This window comes from Burkholderia sp. PU8-34, assembly GCF_053427725.1.
Map to the genome: position 1 here is coordinate 486,477 of NZ_JBSAXC010000003.1, position 22,980 is coordinate 509,456.

Sequence of the window (22,980 nt, forward strand, 5' to 3'; positions counted from 1 at the left end):
TGTCGCGGAGGCATCGCTTGCGAACGGCCGGCATCGCACGGGTGATCCGGCGGCGCTCGCGATGACGCCGCCGTGCGTGTCGGGAAAATCCGGCCGGCAGTTTGCACGGCGCGACGAATGCACGCAGCGTGCAGCACGTTGACTGCGGGTGGGTTGAGGCGATGCACGGCGTGTGTCGTCGACTGCGGTGCACGACGCGTGACGATGGCGCGGCAGGCAGGCAGGCAGGCAGGTCGGGCTGGCTAACCGTTACGCCGCGCATCGGGCGGTGCGACGAGAGCGTCCTGTATCAGTAGGTGCCGTTCGCGAAGCGGGCGATCGGGTCGTCGGCCGTGCCGGTGCGCGGGCTGACTGGGGCGGATTGCGTCGATGCGCGCAGTACCTGGATGCCGTCGGGCTCGACGGTGCTCGCCTGGCGTGTCGCCGGGGCAGAGGGCGGCGGTTCCGAATCGAATGCGGCGGCTTCGGCGGCAGTCAGGGCGGTCGTCGGAATCGGCGTGCCGACCTCGGCGGCGCCGGCTCGCGACGGGCTTGCCGTTGTCGTCGCAACGTCATTCACGGATGCCGCCTGCTGCTGGGCCGCCAGCATGCGCGGTGGCGGAGGCTCGTACGGATCGGCGGCTGCCGCCTGAAGCACCGGTGCGGTCGACGTTGCCGGAGTCGTCGGTGCAGCCGTCGTGGCCGGCGACTGCGGTGCCACGCTCGGCGGTGCAGCCGCGTCGGCCGGCTGCCTCGGCGCGACGGCCGCCAGGACAGGCGCCGGTGCTGCCGGCTGCGCACGCGGAACATCGCGCCGCGCTTCGTAGGTCGGCGCATCGAACGGCGTCGGCTTCGCCTTCGGCGGCGCGACGCGGCGAATGCCGTCGAAGCGTTTCGCCCAGTAAGGATTCGTCAGGTAGTCGAGCCGCACGGTGCCGCCCGTCGACGGCGCATTGACGAAGCGCAGCTTGCCGACATAGATGCCGACGTGCGAATGCGGCCGCCCGGTCGTGTTGAAGAAGATCAGGTCGCCCGGCGCGACCTGGTCCGGGTCGATCGACATGCCGCGGCCGCTCATGTCCGCGGTCGTGCGCGGCAGGTCCACGTCCGCCGCGCGGCCGATCACGTAGCGCACGAGCCCGCTGCAGTCGAAGCCGCTGGCCGGCGTGTTGCCGCCCCAGCGGTACGGCACGCCGACGAGGCTCATCGCCTGGATCGAGATTTCTTCCTGGCCGACGCTGTGGTCGACGAATTTCGGGAGATTGGCGGGGGGCGGGAACGCGCGGGGCGTCGTGATCGTCATCCCCGACGAGCGCGACGCCGACTGCGGCGGCACGCTGGAGCAGGCCGCAAGCAGCGACACGACGGCGACGGGAACCCAGATTCGAAGCATGACAGGCAGGCGAGCGCGGCGCGCTCGCGAATCGTATGACGACGGATAGGCCCGATAGTAGTCGCACCGACGGGGCTTAGGCAACCATTCCTGAGAATTTACTTGAAGTTTCGCGCGTAAACAGGGTTGTTGCATGACGACGGTACGTAGCGCTTGCGGCCCCAAAAAGAAAACGGCGCTCCGTTTCCGGAGCGCCGTGCGATGTCGCGAACCGACTCGAGCAGGCCCGAGCCGGCCGGCTGCGTTACAGGATGTCCGACGCGTAGTCGGCGAGCCGCGACCGTTCGCCGCGTGCGAGCGTCACGTGGCCGCCGTGGCTCCAGCCCTTGAAGCGATCGACGACGTAGGTGAGGCCCGAGCTGCCTTCCGTCAGGTACGGCGTATCAATCTGCGCGATGTTGCCGAGACAGACGATCTTCGTGCCGGGGCCCGCGCGCGTGACGAGCGTCTTCATCTGCTTCGGCGTCAGGTTCTGCGCCTCGTCGATGATCAGGTACTTGTCGACGAACGTGCGGCCGCGCATGAAGTTCATGCTCTTCACTTTCAAGCGCGAACGGATCAGTTCCTGCGTCGCTGCGCGACCCCATTCGCCGGCGGCGTCGTCGGTCTTCTGCAGCACTTCGAGGTTGTCGTCGAACGCACCCATCCACGGCTGCATCTTCTCTTCCTCGGTACCGGGCAGGAAACCGATGTCCTCGCCGACGGGCACGGTCGCGCGCGTCACGATGATCTCGTTGTAGCGCTTGTCGTCGAGCACCTGCGCGAGGCCCGCCGCGAGCGCGACGAGCGTCTTGCCGGTGCCGGCCTGGCCGAGTAGCGTGACGAAGTCGATCTCCGGGTTCATCAGCAGGTTCAGCGCGAAATTCTGCTCGCGGTTGCGCGCGGTGATGCCCCACACGTTGTTCTTGTGGTGGCTGTAGTCGCGCAGCGTCTGCAGCAGCGCCGTCTTGCCGTTCAGCTCGCGGACGACCGCATGGAACGTCGGCTCGCCGTTCTGCGGCTCGAGATAGACGAACTCGTTGACGAGCATCGATGCGACGAGCGGGCCCGTCACGCGGTAGTACGTGGTGCCCGTCTTCGTGTCCTGCCAGCTCTCCATGCCCTTCGCATGCTTGGTCCAGAAATCCTGCGGCAGCTCGCGCACGCCGGTGTACAGGAGGTCCTTGTCCTCGAGCACCTGGTCGTTGAAGTAGTCTTCCGCCGGCAGGCCGAGCGCGTGCGCCTTGATCCGCATGTTGATGTCTTTCGACACCAGCACGACCTGGCGGTCCGGCCGGTCGCGCTGCAGCGCGCGCACGACGCCGAGAATCTGGTTGTCGGCCTTGCCTTGCGGCAGGCCCTCGACGGGCTCGATGCTGGTGAGCGTCGTCTGGAAATAGAGGCGGCCGAGCGCATCGCGGTTGCCGAGGCGCGACAGCGGAATGCCGGTCGTGATCGGGCCCGCGTCGGCGACGAGCGCATCGAGCGTGCGGCTCACCTGGCGCGCGTTGCGTGCGACTTCCGACATCCCCTTCTTGTGGTTGTCGAGTTCCTCGAGCGTCATCATCGGCAGATAGACGTCGTGTTCCTCGAAGCGGAAGAGGCTGCTCGGATCGTGCATCAGCACGTTCGTGTCGAGCACGAACAGCTTCTGCATCTCGGCTTCGGCGGCCTTGCGGCCGCGCGACCTGGTCGCGGTGCCGGCTTCGCGCGCGACGGCGGCGGCCGGTTTCGTGGCCGAAGGCTTCTCGGCACGCGCGGCAGGCGCGGCGGGTTCTGCGGGTGCCGGCACGGGCTGCAGCAGCGCGGCCGTCTGCTTGGTCTTGCGGCCGCGCGCGGGGGTGCTCGCGGCTTCCTGCGTCGGGGCAATTGCGCCGACTGCGCGCAGCGGCGCAGCGGTGTTCGCGGCTTCGGTCATCGGTTGGGCCACGCTAGCCGGGCCGTAGTCACCGGCTGTGGAAACGTCCCCTTCGGCGGATTGCTTCGCGGCTTTCGCGGGTCGCGCTTTCGCCTTGTATTCGTCGGGCGGCAGCAGGCTGCCGAGCTTGCTGGGGGGGGTAGGCAAAGGCATGGTGTCCCTCGGGAGGAATCGTGTCGCATGGCATGCGCCGCTGATCGCATTCTGCTTCGTGACGAAGACGCTGGCAGTTTGCGCGCGGTGGCGCACATGAATTTCGTTTAGCCGGTTCGCCTAAATGTCGATCAGCTCCTTGACGGGGTGAAGGGCCGGACCGAGTGCCGGCGCGCAGACCATAAAAAAAGCCGCTGCCCCGTCGACCGGGACAAGCGGCTCGGCTGATACCGTCGTGATGCGCGTCAGGTGCCGGAAAGCATCGCAACGAGCACCGGCGCAGCTACGAGAAATATGGGGCGTACTGGCATTCATTGCGGCCCAATATAGCGCGCCTCAAAGCGCTTGTACAGCACCCAGCACGTCGTCTACATGGCCCGGTACCTTGATGCCGCGCCATTCGCGACGCAGCACGCCGTCGGCGTCGATCAGGAACGTCGAGCGCTCGATTCCGCGCACTTCCTTGCCATACATTTTCTTCATCTTGATGACATCGAACAGCGTGCACAGCGCTTCGTCGCCATCGGAAATCAATGCGAACGGCAGCTCGAGCTTTGCCTTGAAATTGTCATGCGAGCGCAGGCTGTCGCGCGACACGCCGACGATTTCCGCGCCGGCCTTCTTGAACTTCGGATAGAGATCGCGGAACTGCAGCCCCTCGGTCGTGCAGCCGGGCGTGTTGTCCTTCGGATAGAAATACAGCACGAGCTTCTTGCCCTGCAGGTCGGACAGCGACAGGTCGCCGCCGGTAGCCGGCGCGGTGAAATCGGGAACTTGACGGTCAACTTCGACGGACACGTGTTTCTCCTGTTGTTATGGAAGGGCGCCTTGGCGATGGCGCGTTTGCGCGCTGCGCATCGATCGCGCGTGCACGGCGGCGTACAGGGTGCGGTGCGGCGGCAGCCGCACCGGAGGGTCGGGATCGGCCGGCGCCTGCCCGCGCGCCAGCTCAGTCGGGCTGGACGATCAGCTCGCCGGAGCGGCCCGGAATTTCGCCCCACGTGACAGGGTACGATGGCAGCGTGTCGCGGTCCAGCGTCGCGTGATAGTCGCCCATCGTCGCGAACGTGTGGCCTTGCGCCCGCCAGCCCGCGAGCAGTTGCTCGAACACCGGCGCGAGCTTCTGGCCTTCCAGCTCCGCGTGCAGCGTGAAGACCTGGTCGTGCGGATTGGTTTCGGTGAACTTGAGGATGTGCGCGGCGACGTTGTGCGTGTCGACGCCGTCGACGCCGAGGACCTCGTCGAGCGTCGGCAGCGTCGTCGGCATCTGCACGTGCGCGAGCGTCCGGCCGCCGACGACCGGCAGGTACGGCGAATGGCCGCGGCCATCGGACGCGTAGCGCATGCCCCACGCGTCGATCTGCTCGAACGCCGCGTCGTTCATCTGCCAGCCTGCCGCGCCGTGCGTGACGGGCGGTGCGCCGAAGATCTCGACGAAGCGCGCGTGGCTTTTCTGCATTTCGCGCGCGGTCCAGTTGCGGTCCTGCTGGCGGACGTTGTCCTGCCAGTACACGTGATCCCACGTGTGGATCCCGCATTCGAAGCCGGCCTCGTGGATCGCGCGCATGTCGGCGATCGCGCGGCGGCCGATGTCGGGACCCGGCAGCAGCACGCCGTACATCAGCTGCTTCACGCCGTAATGCTCGACGACCGACGTGCGCGACACCTTCTTCAGGAACCCCGGGCGGAACACGCGCCGCAGCGCCCAGCCCGTATGGTCGGGCCCGAGGCTGAAGAGGAAGGTTGCGCGCGCGCTGAAGCGGTCGAAGATGCGCGCGAGGTTCGGCACGCCTTCGCGCGTGCCGCGCAGCGTGTCGACGTCGATCTTGAGGACGATGCGAGCCAAGCGTGCGTCCCGCGTCAGGCTTGCTGCTCGACGAGTGCGCGCGCGTCGGCGACGTGGCCGCGGTACGCCTCGAAGATCTTGCGCAGCGCTTCGTCGAACGTCGATTGCGGCGCCCAGCCGAGCTCCTGCATCGTGTTGTCGATCTTCGGCACGCGGTTCTGCACGTCCTGGTAGCCGTTGCCGTAGTACGCGCCCGACGTGGTCTCGACGAGCTGCACGTTCTTCGCGGAATCGGCGTACTCGGGGAACTCGGCCGCGAGTTCGAGCATCTTGTGCGCGAGTTCGCGCACCGAGAAATTATTGTTCGGATTCCCGATGTTGTAGATCTTGCCCGACGCGACGCCGTTCGGGTTCTCGATGATCTTCATCAGCGCGCCGATGCCGTCGTCGATGTCGGTGAACGCGCGCTTCTGCGAGCCGCCGTCGACGAGGCTGATGTTCTCGCCGCGCACGATGTGGCCGAGGAACTGCGTGACGACGCGCGAGCTGCCTTCCTTCGGCGTGTAGATCGAGTCGAGGCCCGGGCCGATCCAGTTGAACGGGCGGAACAGCGTGAAGTTCAGGCCTTCCATCCCGTAGCCCCAGATCACGCGGTCCATCAGCTGCTTCGAGCACGCGTAGATCCAGCGCGGCTTGTTGATCGGGCCGTAGGTGAGGGCCGACGCGTCCGGGTCGAACTGTTCGTCGGCGCACATGCCGTAGACCTCGGAGGTCGACGGGAACACAAGGTGCTTGCCGTACTTCACGGCCGAGCGCACGATCGGCAGGTTCGCCTCGAAGTCGAGCTCGAACACGCGCAGCGGCTGCTGGACGTAGGTTGCGGGCGTCGCGATCGCGACGAGCGGCAGGATCACGTCGCACTTCTTCACGTGATACTCGACCCACTCCTTGTTGATCGTGATGTCGCCTTCGAAGAAATGCATCCGCTCGTGGTTGACGAGGTCGCCCAGCCGATCGGTCTGCATGTCCATGCCGAACACTTCCCAATCGGTGGTTTCAAGAATGCGCTTGGACAGGTGATGGCCGATGAAGCCGTTCACACCCAGGATCAGGACTTTTTTTGCTTTCATGAATGACGGGAAGAATGTATGAACTGCGCGAATTCCGCGGGCGTCACGACGGTTTCGCTGCCGTCGCGCTGTTGCCACAGCTCGAGAATGGATATGGCGCGGCTGTCGCCGCAGACGCCGAATAGCGCATTATCGCTTACGTGCAGGCCGGGCGGCAAATCGGCCGCCGCCGCGGCGGCCGCGCTGCCGGGCGCCGCAACGCGCGCGCGGGCGACGACGAAGCGTGCGCCGTTCAGATCGGTGAACGCGCCCGGATATGGGGGCGCGACCGCGCGGACCAGGTTGTAGACCTGCGCGGCGGGCTTCGACCAGTCGATCCGGCCGTCCTCGGGCTTGCGCCCGCCGAAGTAGCTGCCGGCCGCCAGATCGTTCGGCAGATGCGGCGCTTCGCCCGCGAGCAGTGCGGGCAATACGCGCCACAGCGTTTGCTCGGCGGCCACCGTGACTTTGTCGAACACCTGCGCGGCGGTGTCGTCGGGCAGGATCGGCACCGCGGTCTGGCCGACGATCGCGCCGGCGTCGGGCTTCGCGGCCATTTCGTGCAGCGTCGCGCCGGTTTCCGTCTCGCCGTTCAGCACCGCCCAGTTGGTCGGAACCCGACCCCGGTATTTCGGCAGCAGCGAGCCGTGCATGTTGTACGCGCCGCGCGGTGCGATCGCGAGCAGGTCGACGGGCAGCATGTGCCGGTAATAGAACGAGAAGATGAAATCCGGCCGTGCGTCGGCAATCGCGCGGCGCAGGGCGGGGTCGGCGGGATCGGCCGGCGTGGTGACGGCGATCCCGTGCTCGGCCGCGACCGACGCGACGCTGCCGAACCAGATGTTCTCGTTCGGGTTGTCCTCGTGCGTGACGACGAGCGCGACGTCGACACCGCGCGCGAGCAGCACCTGCAGGCAGCGCACGCCGACGTTGTGGTACGCGAACACGACTGCGCGCGGCTTCATCGCGTGACCTCCTGGCGGCCTTCGTCCGACGGCGCATCGTGCACGTTGCCGTGCCGCTCGAGCACGGTCTGGATCAGGTAGCGCGGGCGGGCGCGCACCTGCTGGTAGATGCGGCCGATGTATTCGCCGAGCAGGCCGAGCGCGAAGATGATCACGCCGAGCAGGAAGAACGTGATCGCGAACAGCGTGAACACGCCTTGCACTTCCGCGCCGACGATGAAGCGGCGTACGAGCAGCAGCACGAACAGCGCCGCGGAGCCGAGCGACAGGATCACGCCGATGAACGACAGCCACTGCAGCGGCACGACCGAGAAGCCGGTCACGAGGTCGAAGTTCAGGCGGATCAGGCTGTACAGCGAATACTTCGATTCGCCCGCGAAGCGCTCTTCGTGCGCGACCTCGATTTCGGTCGGGTTCTGAGCGAACGTGTACGCGAGTGCCGGGATGAACGTGTTGACTTCGCCGCACACGTTGATCGTGTCGATGATGCGGCGGCTGTACGCGCGCAGCATGCAGCCCTGGTCGGTCATCTTGATGCGCGTGATGCGCTCGCGCAGCCGGTTCATCATCTGCGACGCCTTGCGCCGCCACAGGCTGTCCTGGCGCTGCTTGCGGATCGTGCCGACGTAGTCGTAGCCCTCGCGCATCTTCGCGATCAGCTTGCCGATTTCCTCGGGCGGGTTCTGCAGGTCCGCGTCGAGCGTGATGACGATCTCGCCGCGCGACTGCGCGAAGCCGGCGAGGATCGCCATGTGCTGCCCGTAGTTGCCGTTCAGCAGCACGACGCGCGTCGTGTCGGGGCGCACGTGGAACTGGTCCGCGAGGAGGGCGGCCGAGCGGTCGCGGCTGCCGTCGTTGACCAGGATCACTTCGTACGACGTACCGAGCGCGTCGAGCGCCGGATACAGCCGCGCAAAGAGCGCAGCGAGGCCGTCTTCCTCGTTGTACACGGGGATGACGACCGATACTTCCGGTTGCCCGGCGCCCGGCTTCGCTGCGCCCGGATGACCGGCGCCCGGGTGCCCGGCGCGTGCTTCAAGGTGACTCATGTCCGCTTACTTTCCGTATTGTTCGCAAATCTGGTTGGTGGCGTCGACGACGCGACGCACGTCGTCTTCCGTCATCTGCGTGAAGAGCGGCAGCGTGACGGTCGACGCGCCGTACCGTTCGGCGTGGGGGAACATGCCCTCCTTGAAGCCGCGCGCACGGTACAGCGAGAAAAGATGGATGGCCGGGTAGTGGATCCCGGTGCCGATGCCACGCTCCTTCATCTGCGCCATGAACTCGGCGCGGGTGATCGTCAGCCGGTCGAGCGGCAGCGTGACGAGGAACATGTGCCAGTTGCCGTGCTCGAATTCGGCGAGCGGCAGGCCGAGGCCGAGCTTCGCGGCTGCACCGCCTTCGAACGCGGCGAAATACGCGCGGGCGAGCGCATGGCGCTTCGCGGTGAAGCGTTCGAGGTGCGGCAGCTGGCCGAGGCCGACGCGCGCGGCGACGTCGGTCAGGTTGTACTTGCCGCCGAGCACGTCGCAGTCCATCCCGTCGAAACCGGTGCGGGTGATGCCCTGCAGCCGGTACTTCTGCGCGAGGATCGCCTCGTCCTCGTTGTTGAGCACGAGCGCACCGCCTTCGATCGTCGTGAGGTTCTTGTTCGCGTGGAAGCTGAACGACACGATGTCGCCGATCGCGCCGATGCGCTTGCCGTTCCACGTCGAGCCGAGCGCCTGCGCCGCATCTTCGATCACGCGCAGGTTGTGTGCGCGCGCAATCGCGTACAGGCGGTCCATGTCGACCGGCAGGCCGGCGAGGTAGACGGGAATGATCGCCTTCGTGCGCGGCGTGATCGCCTTCTCGAGCAGGTCGAGGTCGATGTTGCGCGTGACGGGATCGATGTCGGCGAACACGGGCGTCGCGCCGGTCTCGAGGATCACGTTGCTCGTCGACACCCATGACGCGGGCGACGTGATCACCTCGTCGCCGGGGCCGACGCCGGCGATCCGCAGGCCGATCTCGAGCGTGCAGGTGCCCGAATTGAACGCGCGCACCGGGCGGCCGCCGAAGTATTCGGACAGCGCAGCCTCGAACCGCTGGTTTTGCGGGCCGGTGGTGATCCAGCCCGAACGCAGCACCTCGACGACGCCCTGGATGGTTTCCTCGTCGATTTCGGGACGCGTGAACGGCAGGAACGGAACGGCAGTCTGGTTCATGGACGCTTGACTCGTAGTGGCGTGTATTAAAAGGGACGGGCGGTTCGCCCGAAACCGGCATTAAACACCGGTTGACCGATTCGTACCGTGATTTTTTGTAGGCGGATGCTTAATCGACAGCTGCGCGACAGATGCGCGGCGGGTACGCGGCCGCGCTCAGCTGCGCGCGAGTACGAACACCCCGATCAGGATGATGCCGATGCCGACGAGGCGCTGGACGGTCAGCACCTCGCCGAACAGGTACCACGCGGCAAACGCATTGACGACGTAGCCGAGCGACAGCATCGGGTAGGCGATCGACACGTCGACCCGCGACAGCCCGACGATCCAGACGACGACGCTGAGCACGTAGCACCCGAGCCCGCCGATGATCGGGAGCTGGGTGGCGATCTTCAGGCCGACTGGCACAATGTTCGCACGGGTGAATTCGAAGTGTCCGACGGCGTTGACGCCGGCCTTGAGCAGCAGTTGCGCGCACGCGTTCAGCATGACGCCGGTGATGATGCAGACGAGCGAGATCGGGTTCAAGTGGGACGTCCTTGCTTACTTACGATTGCGGCTTTTCGACGATCACGCGGCGGTTGTCGCGCGCGATCACCTTCATCGGCACGCCTTGCTTGACGAGCGTGTCGTACTGGCCGGGCGGCATGATGGCGAGTGCGTGGGTGTCCTGCTTCCAGCGCGCGATCCATTCGTCGACCGTCGGCACCCATTTATTCGGCTCGACCGAGATCCCGAACGCGAGCTCGTCCTGGCGGTGCACCATGATCGTCGTGTGGCCCATGTAGAACGGGAACGTATGGTCGAGCATCTCGACCGAGTAGAACGGCGTGTCGGCCGGCAGCTTCGCGAGCTCGGCGCGCACGGCCGGCGCGAGCAGCGCGCCCGAGCTGTAGCGGCCGAATTCGTCGTGGCCGGTGCCGCCGATCGTGCCGAACGCGAGCCAGGCCGCGCCGAACGCGGTGATCGCGGCCGTGACGCCGGCACGCGCATGGCGGTTGAGCCACGCGGCGGCGAGCGTCAGCGCGGCCGCGATCGCGAGTGCTGCATACAGCCAGTGCTGGAACGCGCGGTACAGCGCGTTTGGCGTGCGGGCGTCGCCCTGGTACGCGAGGAAGATAATGCCGAATGCCGCGACGACGAGGAAGACGAGATAGCCGAGCAGGTGCCGGCGGAAGCGGTCGGCGGACACGAGCGGCAGGTACGCGCCGATCACCAGCGCAAGCGCCGGCGCGATCGGCAGCACGTACGAGAGCAGCTTCGAGTGCGACGCGCTGAAGAACAGGAAGATGAACGCGCTCCAGATCAGCAGCACGAGCATCGGCGCGAAGCCGTTCGGCTGGCGCGGCATGCGCAGCGCGTGGCGGAGGCTCTGCCACGCGACCGACAGCCACGGCAGGAAGCCGACCAGCAGCACCGGCACGAAGTAGTAGAACGGCCCCGGGCGGTTCTGTTCCGGGGTCAGATACCGGCGGAACTGCTGGACGATGAAGAAGAAGTTGAAGAATTCCGGGTTGCGCTGCTGCACGAGCACGAACCACGGCGTGACGATCGCGAAGAAGATCACGAGCCCGCTGACGACGTACAGGCGCTTCCACAGCACCCAGTCGCGTGCGATCAGCGTATAGAGCACCAGCACGGCGCCCGGCAGGATCAGGCCGACCAGGCCCTTCGACAGCACCGCGAACGCCATCCCCGCCCAGCACGCCCACATCCAGCCGCGCACCGCGGCGGGCCGCAGCCCGGGGCGTTGCGCGAGCAGCAGCGCACACAGCGTGAGCGTCATCCAGAACGCGAGGCCCATGTCCAGCGTATTGAAGTGGCCCATCAGGTTCCAGTACGGCGAGCACGCGAGCACGACGGCCGCGAGGAAGCCCGACAGCGGGTTGAACAGGCGCGCGCCGGTAAAGCCGACAAGCAGCACGCCGGCGAAGGCCGCGACCGCGGTATAGAGGCGCGCCTGCCATTCGCCGATGCCGAACCACGCGAACGTCAGCGCGTTGAGCCAGGTCTGCAGCGGCGGCTTCTCGAAGTACTTGTAGCCGTTGTAGCGGGGCGTGATCCAGTCGCCGGTGACGAACATCTCGCGCGCCATCTCGGCGTAGCGGCCTTCGTCGCTGGGGATCAGGTGGCGCAGGCCGAGCGGCGCGAACCAGATGACGGCGAGCGCGAGAATCAGCAGGACGAGCGCGGTACGGTTGAGCGGTAGCCTCGACGGCGTATCGTTCATGGAATTGAGCCTGTTGGTTGTTGTGATGTGCTGCCGGCGGCTTACGCGGGGCGGGCGGCAGGGGCAAGCGCCGGACCGGGGATCGGACCCGGTTCGCCGGCGAGAGTTTTACCGCATCGGCGGTTAACGTTCAATTAAGAGCGCGGCGGCGACTTTGCGGCCTTCGGCCATCAGGATGTTGTATGTGCGGCAGGCGGCCTGGAAATCCATCGTCTCGACGCCGATCCGCTTCGCGGTGAGCGCCGCGACGAGGCGCGGGTGCGGAAAGCGCAGGCGCGTGCCGCTGCCGAAGATCACGACCTCGGGGGCCGGCTCGAGCAGCATCGCGAAATGCTCGGGCGCGAGCGCGTCGAACGACGACACGGGCCACGCCTGGACCGGCGCGCCGGGCAGCACGATGACGCTCTGTTCGTGACGTTCGAGGTTGACATCGACGTAATCGGGGCCGTAGCCGGTGACGGTGTTGAGCGCGCCGCTCGAGTCCTGGTGCAGTTTCAAATCAGTATGTCCGCGGTTCCGAAAGGGAAATTCGATGGGCCGACCCGGTGAGGCCGCCCAGGCGGGCCGCGCGGGCCCGGGCGGCCGGTTACGCATGCCGGGCGCCCGGGGCGCCCGACGGCGCGGGCCCGGCCCGGCATTGTGCATTGCGAAAGTCGGCCAAAATCCGCTAAATTATAACTTTTTGGCCGCCCCCCGGCGGCGTTCGCGTCGTGCGTCGCCACAAGCCGCGCCCGGCCGCCACAATCGTCCAGCCTAGACAGCGCGCACAGACCGGCCGCTTTCCAGTTTCGATTCCCGTCTTCTCCCAGGCCGCCAGGCATTATCCAGGAACCGTGTCGTCGTGAAACCGATCCAGAAATCGAACAAGCTGCTCAACGTCTGCTACGACATCCGTGGCCCGGTGCTCGAGCACGCGAAGCGCCTCGAGGAAGAAGGCCACCGCATCATCAAGCTGAACATCGGCAACCTCGCGCCGTTCGGGTTCGACGCCCCGGACGAGATCATCCAGGACATGATCCGCAACCTGCCGACGTCGTCCGGCTACTCGGATTCGAAGGGCGTGTTCTCGGCGCGCAAGGCCGTGATGCACTACACGCAGCAAAAGGGCGTCACAGGCGTCGGCCTCGACGACATCTACATCGGCAACGGCGCGTCCGAGCTGATCGTGATGGCGACCCAGGCGCTGCTGAACGACGGCGACGAGGTGCTGCTGCCGGCGCCCGACTACCCGCTGTGGACGGCCGCCGTGAGCCTGTCGGGCGGCACGCCCGTGCACTACATCTGCGACGAGCAGAACGCGTGGATGCCCGACCCCGACGACATCCGCCGCAAGATCACGCCGAACACGAAGGCGATCGTCGTGATCAACCCGAACAACCCGACGGGCGCGCTTTATTCCGACGAATTGCTGCTCGAGCTGCTCCAGATCGCGCGCGAGCACGGGCTGATCGTGTTCGCCGACGAGGTCTACGACAAGATCGTCTACGACGGCCTCGAGCACACGGCGATGGGTGCGCTGTCGGAAGACGTGATCACCGTCACGTTCAACAGCCTGTCGAAGAGCTACCGCTCGTGCGGCTACCGCGCGGGCTGGATGGCCGTGTCGGGCCTCGGCGGCGACAACCGCCGCCGAGCGAAGGACTACCTCGAGGGGCTCGGCATCCTGTCGTCGATGCGCCTGTGCGCGAACGTGCCCGGGCAGTTCGCGATCCAGACGGCGCTCGGCGGCTACCAGAGCATCAACGAGCTGATCGTGCCGTCGGGGCGCCTCTTCAAGCAGCGCGAGCTCGCGTACGAGATGCTCACGTCGATCCCGGGCGTGACCTGCGTGAAGCCGCAGGCTGCGCTCTACATGTTCCCGCGGCTCGATCCGAAGCTCTATCCGATCCAGAACGACCAGCAGTTCATTCTCGAGCTGCTGCTCGAGGAGCGCGTGCTGCTCGTGCAGGGCACGGGCTTCAACTGGCCGACGCCTGACCATTTCCGCGTCGTGTTCCTGCCGAACCATGACGACCTGACCGATTCGATCAACCGGATCGCGCGCTTCCTCGACGGCTATCGCAAGCGCCATTCGGTCTGACACGGGCGGGACACGCCGGACACATTCACCATTCACTCATCGATTACACGCAGCATGGAACCGATCAAAGTTGGCCTGTTGGGCTTCGGCACGGTAGGCAGCGGCACCTTCACGGTGCTGCGCCGCAATCAGGAAGAAATCAAACGGCGCGCGGGGCGCGGCATCGAGGTCACGCGCATTGCGGTGCGCAACCCGGCGAAGGCGCAGGCCGCGCTCGGCGGCGACGCCGGCAGCGCGCAGATCACCGACGATTTCAATGCGGTCGTCGACGATCCGTCGATCGCGATCGTCGCCGAGATGATCGGCGGCACGGGCATCGCGCGCGAGCTCGTGCTGCGCGCGATCGCGAACGGCAAGCACGTCGTGACCGCCAACAAGGCGCTGCTCGCGGTGCACGGCACCGAGATCTTCGAAGCCGCGCGCGAGAAGGGCGTGATGGTCGCGTTCGAGGCGGCCGTCGCGGGCGGCATCCCGATCATCAAGGCGCTGCGCGAAGGCCTGACCGCGAACCGCATCCAGTACATCGCCGGCATCATCAACGGCACGACCAACTACATCCTGTCGGAAATGCGCGACCGCGGCCTCGACTTCGCGACCGCGCTGAAGGCCGCTCAGGAACTCGGCTACGCGGAAGCCGATCCGACCTTCGACATCGAGGGCGTCGACGCCGCGCACAAGGCGACGATCATGAGCGCGATCGCGTTCGGCGTGCCGGTGCAGTTCGACCGCGCGTACGTCGAGGGCATCAGCAAGCTCGACGCAACCGACATCCGCTACGCGGAAGAACTCGGCTACCGGATCAAGCTGCTCGGCATCACGCGCCGCGCCGAAAACGGCATCGAGCTGCGCGTGCATCCGACGCTGATCCCCGAGAAGCGCCTGCTCGCGAACGTCGAAGGCGCGATGAACGCGGTCGTCGTACACGGCGACGCAGTCGGCACGACGCTTTACTACGGCAAGGGCGCGGGCGCGGAGCCGACCGCGTCGGCGGTCGTCGCAGATCTCGTCGACGTCACGCGCCTGCACACGGCGGACCCCGAGCATCGCGTGCCGCATCTCGCGTTCCAGCCGGACAGCCTGTCGAACACGCCGATCCTGCCGATCGAAGAGGTCACGAGCGGCTACTACCTGCGCCTGCGTGTTGCCGACCAGACCGGCGTGCTCGCGGACATCACGCGCATCCTCGCCGATTCGGGCATCTCGATCGACGCGCTGCTGCAGAAGGAATCTGAGCAGGTCGACGACGCGAACGGCGAAACCGACATCATCCTGATCACGCACGTGACGGTCGAGAAGAACGTCAATGCGGCGATCGCGCGGATCGAAGGGCTCGCGACGGTCGTGTCGAAGGTGACGAAGCTGCGCATGGAAGCGCTGAACTGAGGATCGAGGGCGACATGAACTACATCTCCACGCGCGGCGCCGGCATCGGCGAGCGCCATACGTTCTCGGACATCCTGCTCGGCGGCCTCGCGAAGGACGGCGGGCTCTACCTGCCGACCGAGTATCCGCAGGTGTCCGCGGACGAGCTCGCCCGCTGGCGCACGCTGCCGTACGCGGATCTCGCGTTCGAGATCCTGTCGAAGTTCAGCGACGACATCCCGGCCGACGACCTGCGCGCGATCACGCGCCGCACGTACACGGCCGACGTCTACCGCAACACGCGCCACGGCGAGAACGCGGCCGACATCACGCCGCTGAAGACGCTCGGCACCGAGAACGGCGCGCCGATCTCGCTGCTCGAGCTGTCGAACGGTCCGACGCTCGCGTTCAAGGACATGGCGATGCAGCTGCTCGGCAACCTGTTCGAGTACACGCTCGCGAAGCACGGCCAGGCGCTGAACATCCTCGGTGCGACGTCGGGCGACACGGGCAGCGCGGCCGAATATGCGATGCGCGGCAAGGCCGGCGTGCGCGTGTTCATGCTGTCGCCGCACAAGAAGATGAGCGCGTTCCAGACCGCGCAGATGTTCAGCCTGCAGGATCCGAACATCTTCAACCTCGCGGTCGAGGGCGTGTTCGACGACTGCCAGGACATCGTGAAGGCCGTGTCGAACGATCACGCGTTCAAGGCGAAGCACCAGATCGGCACGGTCAACTCGATCAACTGGGCGCGCGTCGTCGCGCAGGTCGTCTACTACTTCAAGGGCTATTTCGCGGCCACGAAGTCCAATGACGAGCGCGTGTCGTTCACGGTGCCGTCCGGCAACTTCGGCAACGTCTGCGCGGGCCACATCGCGCGCATGATGGGCCTGCCGATCGCGAAGCTCGTCGTCGCGACCAACGAGAACGACGTGCTCGACGAGTTCTTCCGCACCGGTGCCTACCGCGTGCGCAGCGCCGAGAACACGTATCACACGAGCAGCCCGAGCATGGACATCTCGAAGGCATCGAACTTCGAGCGCTTCGTGTTCGACCTGCTCGGCCGCGACCCGGCGCGCGTGATGCAGCTGTTCCGCGACGTCGAGGAGAAGGGCGGCTTCGATCTGGCGGCGAGCGGCGATTTCGCGCGCGTCGCCGAGTTCGGCTTCGTGTCGGGCCGCAGTAGCCATGCGGACCGCATCGCGACGATCCGCGACGTGTTCGCGCGCTATGCGACGACGATCGACACGCATACGGCCGACGGCGTGAAGGTCGCGCGCGAGCATCTCGATGCGGGCGTGCCGATGGTGGTGCTCGAAACCGCACAGCCGATCAAGTTCGGCGAGACGATCCGCGAAGCGCTCGATCGCGAGCCGGAGCGGCCGGCCGCGTTCGACGGGCTCGAGGCGCTGCCGCAGCGTTTCGAGGTCGTCAATGCCGACGCGCAGCAGGTGAAGGACTTCATCGCCGCGCATACGGGCGCGTGACGACCCGCCGCCGGGCGGTTCGCCCGGCGCGGCCTGACGGCCGGGAAGCCGATTCGTCGACGGATCGGTTTTCCGGCCGTTTTCGTTGGGGCACGCAGTCCTGGAGATAGACATTCCCGCATGTCCGCCATATCGCACGCCGGCCCGAAGGCGTCGCTACAATGACGTATTGCTTCCCACGAATCCCGATTCCATCGATGTCGAACCCGAATCCTGCGGCGCCGCGCGCGCCGATGCTGTCGACCGCCGAGGCGCTCGCCGCGCTGCTCGACGCCGCCACGCCGCTTCCCGGCGCCGAATCCGTCGCGACGCTCGACGCGCTCGGGCGCGTGCTCGCGGCCGATGTCGAGTCGCCGCTCGACGTGCCGCCGATGCATACGAGCGCGATGGACGGTTATGCGGTGCGCGTCGCCGACCTGCTGCACGGCGACCGGCGCCTGCCCGTGTCGCAGCGCATTCCGGCCGGCCATCCGGCAGCGCCCCTCGCGGCGGGCACCGCGGCGCGCATCTTCACCGGCGCGACGGTGCCGCCCGGCGCCGATGCCGTCGTGATGCAGGAGCAGACCGAGCCCGACGGCGACGCGGTGGAAATCCTGCACACGCCGAAGCCCGGCGAGTGGATCACTGCGCAGGGCGCGGACATCCGGCGCGGCTCGGTGATCCTGCCGGCCGGCACGCGGCTCACGCCGCAGGCGCTCGGCCTCGTCGCTTCGGTCGGCTGCGCGCAGCTGTCCGTCGCACGGCGGATCAAGGTCGCGGCGTTCTTCACCGGCGACGAGCTGACGATGCCCGGCGAGCCGCTCAAGCCGGGCGCAATCTACAACTCGAACCGCTTCACGCTGCGCGGGCTGCTCGAGCGGCTCGGCTGCCACGTGACCGACTACGGGATCGTGCCCGATTCGCTCGCCGCCACGCGCGACACGCTGCGCGAGGCCGCGCGCGACCACGACGTGATCCTGACGAGCGGCGGCGTGTCGGTCGGCGACGAGGACCACGTGAAGCCCGCGGTCGAAGCCGAAGGCCGGCTCGCGCTTTGGCAGATCGCGATGAAACCCGGCAAGCCGCTCGCGTTCGGTGCGATCCGGCGCGGCGACAGCCGGCCCGATGCGCATTTCATCGGGCTGCCGGGCAATCCGGTGTCGAGCTTCGTCACGTTCCTGCTGTTCGTCCGGCCGTTCCTGCTGCACCTGTCCGGCGTGCGCGACGTTTCGCCGCGCGCGCTGTCGCTGCGCGCCGATTTCACGCAGGGCAAGGCCGACCGGCGCAACGAGTTCCTGCGCGCGCGCATCAACGCGGCGGGCGGTCTCGACCTGTTCCCGAACCAGAGTTCGGCGGTCCTGACGTCGACGGTCTGGGGCGACGGCCTGATCGACAATCCGCCGCACCACGCGATCAGCGCGGGCGAAACCGTTCGCTTCCTTCCGTTTTCCGAACTGCTGTCCTGACGCGGCAGCGAACCGACATGAAGATTCAGCTGAAATTCTTTGCAAGCGTGCGCGAGGCGCTGGGTGTGGCCGACGAGCAGGCCGACGTGCCGGACGGCATAGCGACCGTCGGCGACGTGCGCGCATGGCTGCGCACGCGCGGCGGCGCGTGGGCCGAGACGCTCGCCGAAGGCCGCGCACTGCGCATGGCGTGCAATCACGAGATGACCGATGCCGGCACGCGCATCACCGACGGCTGCGAAGTCGCGTTTTTTCCGCCGGTGACGGGCGGGTAACGAACGGGTAAGGGACGAACAATGGCAACGGTGCGAGTCCAGACCGACGACTTCGATCTGAACGCCGAGGTGGCGGCGCTGCGCGCGCGCAATCCGAAGATCGGCGCGATCGCGTGCTTCGTCGGCACGGTGCGCGACCTGAATGACGGCGAATCGGTCGCCGCGATGGAACTCGAGCACTATCCGGGGATGACCGAGAAGGCGCTCGAGAAGATTGCCGGCGACGCGTGCCGGCGCTGGCCGGGCATCGACGTCGCGATCGTGCACCGCGTCGGCAAGCTGTATCCGCTCGACCAGATCGTGCTGGTTGCGACGGTCGCCGCGCACCGCGGCGACGCGTTTGCGTCGTGCGAGTTCGTGATGGACTACCTGAAGACCCAGGCGCCGTTCTGGAAGAAGGAAACGACCCCCGAAGGCGAACGCTGGGTGGACGCCCGCAGCACCGACGACACAGCGCTCGCGCGCTGGGGCGTCGAATCGGGCAACGCGCCACGCTGAGCGCGCGCGCCGCTCAGTGTCGCGCGCCGCTCATTCGTCCGACGAACCGCGCCCGATGATCTTCGCCGGGAACGGCTCCCCGCGCGGGCGCGGCGGCAGGTGCGCCGAATCGTCGCGGCGGCGCGGCGCGACGGCGTCGAGCAGCGCCTGCTGCTCGGGCGGGATCTGGTAATCCCAGCCGAACCGGCTCAATTGCAGGCTCTGCGCGATCCGCAGCGCCGGCTCCATGAACCGGACCGCCGCAGGCGGCGTATAGCGCGCCTCCACCGTTTTCAGGAACAGCGACAGCCAGCGGCTGAAGTGCGCGGGCTCGAGGCCGTCGAGCGGCTGGTGCGCCTGCTGCACATTGCCGCGGTAGCCCTTGGTGCCGAGTACGAGGCTCGACCAGAAGCTCACCATCTTCGGCAGGTGGTCGTCCCAGCGGCCGGCCAGCTTGGCGTCGAATACGGGCCCGAGCAGCGGGTCGGCGCGCACGCGGTCGTAGAACGCGTAGACGAGGTCGCGGATATTGGCTTCGGTCGGTTCCGTGTCGCGGGGACGGATCGGAGCAGGGTTGTCGGGCAGGGCAGGCGTGTCGGTCATGGCAATGAAGGGGCCGGGGAGCGGCGTCGAAGGCCGGCGAAGGTCGGGACGCCGGCAGGATTTTGACGCACAATAGCGTCGGCCAACCCCTCGATAAATGTGCTGATGCCCTGCATCTTATTGCGCAGCCGTCATCCGGGCAACCCAGCGGCCGCGAGCCCGAACGTGCGCGGACCCTTGCGCACGCCGCGCGCGTGCCGTCCGTTCGCTGCGGCTTGCATAATCGGGGCATGATCATCAAAGACCGTTTTCGCCAATGAGACTCACCGACTACACCGATTACTCGCTGAGAGTCATGTTGTACCTTGCCGTGCGCGGTGAAGGGCTCGCGACGATCCAGGAAATTTCGGACGCCTACGGCATTTCGAAGAATCATCTGATGAAGGTCGTGCAGCGGCTTGGCGAGCTGGGCTGGGTCGACACGGTCCGCGGGCGCAATGGCGGGCTGAGGCTGTTCCCGGACTCGGTGCAGTTGACGGTCGGCCAGGTCGTGCGCGCGACCGAGACCGATTTCGCGCTGGTCGGCTGCTTCGCCGGCGGCGAAACGTCGCGCGGGTGCGTGATCGAGCCGCAGTGCCGCCTGAAGGGCGTGCTGGCGGCGGCGCGCGACGCGTTTTTCGCGGAACTCGACCGTCACACGCTCGGCGAGCTTGCACAACCCGCGTCGCCGCTCGCGGCGCTGCTCGGCGTCAAGCCGATCGCGATCGTGCGCGACGCACCGTCCGCCGAACCTTCGCCGCTCGCCGGCTGACGCAACCCCCGCGCAATTTTGCGCGGCAGTCCCCGCCCGTTGCGATCCCGGCGCATTTTTGCGTTGAATCAACTTCGATCCGCTTGAAAGCCGCATAACCATCCTCACCTTGGTGTTAATCGAAAATTGGAGGTCTCTAATGAGAATCGACAAGCTCACCACCAAGTTCCAGGAAGCACTGTCGGACGCGCAGAGTCTTGCGGCGGGCCGCGACAATCAATACATCGAACCCGTTCACGTGCTGTCGGCGCTGATCGCGCAGCAGGACGGCTCCGCGCGCTCGCTGCTGTCGCGTGCGGGCGTGCACGTGCAGGCGCTGCAGGGCGCGCTGAACGAAGCGATCTCGCGCCTGCCGCAAGTGACGGGCACGGGCGGCGACATCCAGGTCGGCCGCGAGCTGGCCGGCCTGCTGAACCAGGCCGACAAGGAAGCGCAGAAGCTGAACGACACGTTCATTGCGAGCGAGATGTTCCTGCTCGCGATCGCCGACGACAAGGGCGAAGCGGGCAAGCTCGCGCGCCAGCACGGCCTTACGCGCAAGGCGCTCGAAACCGCGATCGCCGCGGTGCGCGGCGGCTCGCAGGTGCATAGCCAGGACGCCGAAAGCCAGCGTGAAGCGCTGAAGAAATACACGGTCGACCTGACCGAACGCGCGCGCTCGGGCAAGCTCGACCCGGTGATCGGCCGCGACGACGAAATCCGCCGCTCGATCCAGATCCTGCAGCGTCGTACCAAGAACAACCCGGTGCTGATCGGCGAGCCGGGCGTCGGCAAGACCGCGATCGTCGAAGGGCTCGCGCAGCGGATCGTCAACGGCGAAGTGCCCGAGACGCTGAAGGGCAAGCGCGTGCTGTCGCTCGACATGGCGGCGCTGCTCGCCGGCGCGAAGTATCGCGGCGAGTTCGAGGAGCGCCTGAAGGCGGTGCTCAACGACATCGCGAAGGACGAAGGCCAGACGATCGTCTTCATCGACGAGATCCACACGATGGTCGGCGCGGGCAAGGCCGAAGGCGCAATGGACGCGGGCAACATGCTGAAGCCGGCGCTGTCGCGCGGCGAGCTGCACTGCATCGGCGCGACGACGCTCGACGAATACCGCAAGTACATCGAGAAGGACGCCGCGCTCGAGCGCCGCTTCCAGAAGGTGCTCGTCGACGAGCCGAGCGTCGAGGCGACGATCGCGATCCTGCGCGGGCTGCAGGAGAAGTACGAGCTGCACCACGGCGTCGACATCACCGACCCGGCGATCGTCGCCGCGGCCGAACTGTCGCACCGCTACATCACCGACCGCTTCCTGCCGGACAAGGCGATCGACCTGATCGACGAGGCGGCGTCGAAGATCAAGATGGAAATCGATTCGAAGCCCGAAGAGATGGACAAGCTCGACCGCCGGCTGATCCAGCTGAAGATCGAGCGCGAGGCCGTGAAGAAGGAGCAGGACGAGGCGTCGCAGAAGCGGCTTGCGCTGATCGAGGAAGAAATCGAGCGGCTGTCGCGCGAGTACGCGGATCTCGAGGAGATCTGGAAGGCCGAGAAGGCTGCCGTGCTCGGCAGCGCGCAGCTGAAGGAAGAGATCGAGAAGGTGCGTGCCGACATCGCGCGGCTGCAGCGCGAAGGCAAGCTCGAGAAGGTCGCGGAGCTGCAGTACGGCAAGCTGCCGCAGCTCGACGCGCAGCTGAAGCAGGTCACGCAGGCGGAAGAGCGGGAGCAGCACAACCCGACGCGTCCGCGGCTGCTCCGCACGCAGGTCGGCGCGGAAGAAATCGCGGAAGTCGTGTCGCGCGCGACCGGCATTCCCGTGTCGCGGATGATGCAGGGCGAGCGTGAAAAGCTGCTGCACATCGAGGAGAAGCTGCACGAGCGCGTGGTTGGCCAGAACGAGGCGATCGACGCGGTCGCCGACGCGATCCGCCGTTCGCGCGCGGGTCTCGCCGATCCGAACCGGCCGTATGGCTCGTTCCTGTTCCTCGGCCCGACGGGCGTCGGCAAGACCGAGCTGTGCAAGGCGCTCGCGGCGTTCCTGTTCGACTCGGAAGAGCACCTGATCCGCATCGACATGAGCGAGTTCATGGAGAAGCACAGCGTCGCGCGGCTGATCGGCGCGCCGCCGGGCTACGTCGGCTACGAGGAGGGCGGCTACCTGACGGAAGCCGTGCGCCGCAAGCCGTACAGCGTGATCCTGCTCGACGAGATCGAGAAGGCGCACCCTGACGTGTTCAACGTGCTGCTGCAGGTGCTCGACGACGGTCGGATGACGGACGGGCAGGGGCGCACGGTCGACTTCAAGAACACGGTGATCGTGATGACGTCGAACCTCGGCTCGCAGGTGATCCAGGCGATGACGGGTGCGCCGCAGGACGAGATCAAGGACGCGGTGTGGCTCGAGGTGAAGCAGCATTTCCGCCCCGAGTTCCTGAACCGGATCGACGACGTCGTCGTGTTCCATGCGCTCGACCGCAGCAACATCCAGTCGATCGCGAAGATCCAGCTCGCGCGCCTGCACGAACGGCTCGCGAAGCTCGACATGGCGCTCGACGTGTCGGACGCGGCGCTCGAACAGATCGGCCAGGTCGGCTACGATCCGCTGTTCGGCGCACGGCCGCTCAAGCGCGCGATCCAGCAGGAGATCGAGAACCCGGTCGCGAAGCTCATCCTCGCGGGCCGCTTCGGCCCGAAGGACGTGATTCCGGTCGACATCCAGGACGGCAAGTTCGTGTTCGACCGCGTCGTCCACTGAGCGTGCACTGCGGGCCGGCGATTGCCGGTCCAAACGAAAACACC

General features: G+C 66.9%; 20 protein-coding genes and 1 pseudogene. 9 read left to right on the forward strand and 12 right to left on the reverse strand.

All coding sequences use genetic code 11. The features are described 5' to 3' along the window. Positions 1–289: 289 nt before the first annotated feature. Both ACV22Z_RS10695 and ACV22Z_RS10700 read right to left on the reverse strand, forming a co-directional pair. Complete coding sequence (locus tag ACV22Z_RS10695) at positions 290–1,372, reverse strand: NlpC/P60 family protein (RefSeq protein ID WP_448076260.1); 1,083 nt, start codon at positions 1,370–1,372, stop codon at positions 290–292. A 244-nt stretch (positions 1,373–1,616) separates the two neighbouring features. Then, a complete protein-coding gene (locus tag ACV22Z_RS10700; protein WP_448076261.1) occupies positions 1,617–3,422 on the reverse strand; it encodes a PhoH family protein in 1,806 nt (601 codons plus the stop codon). On the opposite strand from ACV22Z_RS10700, the pseudogene ACV22Z_RS10705 reads away from it, so the two are divergent. After that, positions 3,330–3,565: pseudogene (locus tag ACV22Z_RS10705) on the forward strand (hypothetical protein). The gene ACV22Z_RS10700 and the pseudogene ACV22Z_RS10705 overlap by 93 nt on opposite strands. A gap of 193 nt (positions 3,566–3,758) precedes the next feature. Here the strand turns inward: ACV22Z_RS10705 and ACV22Z_RS10710 are convergent. From ACV22Z_RS10710 to ACV22Z_RS10750, 9 genes are all read right to left on the reverse strand, one after another. After that, entirely contained in the window at positions 3,759–4,220 is a 462-nt protein-coding gene (locus tag ACV22Z_RS10710) for a peroxiredoxin (RefSeq protein WP_448076262.1), read from the reverse strand. A 151-nt stretch (positions 4,221–4,371) separates the two neighbouring features. Beyond that, positions 4,372–5,268: a polysaccharide deacetylase family protein gene (locus tag ACV22Z_RS10715; RefSeq protein ID WP_448076263.1), complete on the reverse strand. Its 897-nt coding sequence runs from the start codon at positions 5,266–5,268 to the stop codon at positions 4,372–4,374. Between the two features lie 14 nt (positions 5,269–5,282). After that, positions 5,283–6,338, reverse strand: a complete 1,056-nt coding sequence (locus tag ACV22Z_RS10720; RefSeq protein WP_448076264.1) for a bifunctional UDP-4-keto-pentose/UDP-xylose synthase — start codon at positions 6,336–6,338, stop codon at positions 5,283–5,285. After that, positions 6,335–7,282: a formyltransferase gene (locus tag ACV22Z_RS10725; RefSeq protein WP_448076265.1), complete on the reverse strand. Its 948-nt coding sequence runs from the start codon at positions 7,280–7,282 to the stop codon at positions 6,335–6,337. The genes ACV22Z_RS10720 and ACV22Z_RS10725 overlap by 4 nt, the downstream gene beginning before the upstream one ends. Then, a complete protein-coding gene (locus ACV22Z_RS10730; protein WP_448076266.1) occupies positions 7,279–8,331 on the reverse strand; it encodes a glycosyltransferase in 1,053 nt (350 codons plus the stop codon). The genes ACV22Z_RS10725 and ACV22Z_RS10730 overlap by 4 nt, the downstream gene beginning before the upstream one ends. A 6-nt stretch (positions 8,332–8,337) precedes the next feature. Beyond that, complete coding sequence (locus ACV22Z_RS10735; RefSeq protein ID WP_448076267.1) at positions 8,338–9,489, reverse strand: DegT/DnrJ/EryC1/StrS family aminotransferase; 1,152 nt, start codon at positions 9,487–9,489, stop codon at positions 8,338–8,340. A gap of 156 nt (positions 9,490–9,645) precedes the next feature. Then, the gene (locus tag ACV22Z_RS10740; protein ID WP_448076268.1) at positions 9,646–10,017 is read right to left on the reverse strand and encodes an EamA family transporter; all 372 of its coding nucleotides are present in this window, start codon (positions 10,015–10,017) and stop codon (positions 9,646–9,648) included. Positions 10,018–10,036: 19 nt separating this feature from the next. Further along, positions 10,037–11,719 carry a phospholipid carrier-dependent glycosyltransferase gene (locus ACV22Z_RS10745; protein ID WP_448076269.1) on the reverse strand — a complete coding sequence of 561 codons (1,683 nt, stop codon included), beginning with the start codon at positions 11,717–11,719 and terminating at the stop codon, positions 10,037–10,039. Between the two features lie 123 nt (positions 11,720–11,842). Next, entirely contained in the window at positions 11,843–12,217 is a 375-nt protein-coding gene (locus ACV22Z_RS10750) for an Mth938-like domain-containing protein (RefSeq protein ID WP_448076270.1), read from the reverse strand. 343 nt (positions 12,218–12,560) lie between these two features. Between ACV22Z_RS10750 and ACV22Z_RS10755 the strand changes: the two genes are divergently transcribed. The 6 genes from ACV22Z_RS10755 to moaE all read left to right on the forward strand — a co-directional run bounded on the left by ACV22Z_RS10755 (position 12,561) and on the right by moaE (position 18,866). Further along, on the forward strand, positions 12,561–13,799 hold the full coding sequence (locus ACV22Z_RS10755; protein ID WP_448076271.1) for a pyridoxal phosphate-dependent aminotransferase: 1,239 nt from the start codon (positions 12,561–12,563) through the stop codon (positions 13,797–13,799). Between the two features lie 54 nt (positions 13,800–13,853). After that, positions 13,854–15,182, forward strand: a complete 1,329-nt coding sequence (locus ACV22Z_RS10760) for a homoserine dehydrogenase (RefSeq protein ID WP_448076272.1) — start codon at positions 13,854–13,856, stop codon at positions 15,180–15,182. Between the two features lie 14 nt (positions 15,183–15,196). Next, positions 15,197–16,648 carry a threonine synthase gene (gene thrC / locus ACV22Z_RS10765; RefSeq protein ID WP_448076273.1) on the forward strand — a complete coding sequence of 484 codons (1,452 nt, stop codon included), beginning with the start codon at positions 15,197–15,199 and terminating at the stop codon, positions 16,646–16,648. 197 nt (positions 16,649–16,845) lie between these two features. Then, a complete protein-coding gene (locus tag ACV22Z_RS10770) occupies positions 16,846–18,093 on the forward strand; it encodes a molybdopterin molybdotransferase MoeA (protein ID WP_448076274.1) in 1,248 nt (415 codons plus the stop codon). Between the two features lie 17 nt (positions 18,094–18,110). Beyond that, positions 18,111–18,368, forward strand: a complete 258-nt coding sequence (moaD, locus tag ACV22Z_RS10775) for a molybdopterin converting factor subunit 1 (RefSeq protein WP_039221511.1) — start codon at positions 18,111–18,113, stop codon at positions 18,366–18,368. 21 nt (positions 18,369–18,389) lie between these two features. Further along, positions 18,390–18,866: a molybdopterin synthase catalytic subunit MoaE gene (gene moaE / locus ACV22Z_RS10780; RefSeq protein ID WP_448076275.1), complete on the forward strand. Its 477-nt coding sequence runs from the start codon at positions 18,390–18,392 to the stop codon at positions 18,864–18,866. A gap of 30 nt (positions 18,867–18,896) precedes the next feature. On the opposite strand, the gene ACV22Z_RS10785 is transcribed toward moaE, so the two are convergent. Then, on the reverse strand, positions 18,897–19,448 hold the full coding sequence (locus tag ACV22Z_RS10785) for a group III truncated hemoglobin (RefSeq protein WP_448076276.1): 552 nt from the start codon (positions 19,446–19,448) through the stop codon (positions 18,897–18,899). Between the two features lie 256 nt (positions 19,449–19,704). Between ACV22Z_RS10785 and ACV22Z_RS10790 the strand changes: the two genes are divergently transcribed. After that, positions 19,705–20,199 (forward strand): Rrf2 family transcriptional regulator, encoded by a 495-nt coding sequence (locus tag ACV22Z_RS10790; RefSeq protein ID WP_448076277.1) that lies wholly within the window; start codon positions 19,705–19,707, stop codon positions 20,197–20,199. A 139-nt stretch (positions 20,200–20,338) separates the two neighbouring features. Next, complete coding sequence (gene clpB / locus ACV22Z_RS10795; RefSeq protein ID WP_448076278.1) at positions 20,339–22,936, forward strand: ATP-dependent chaperone ClpB; 2,598 nt, start codon at positions 20,339–20,341, stop codon at positions 22,934–22,936. Positions 22,937–22,980 lie beyond the last annotated feature (44 nt).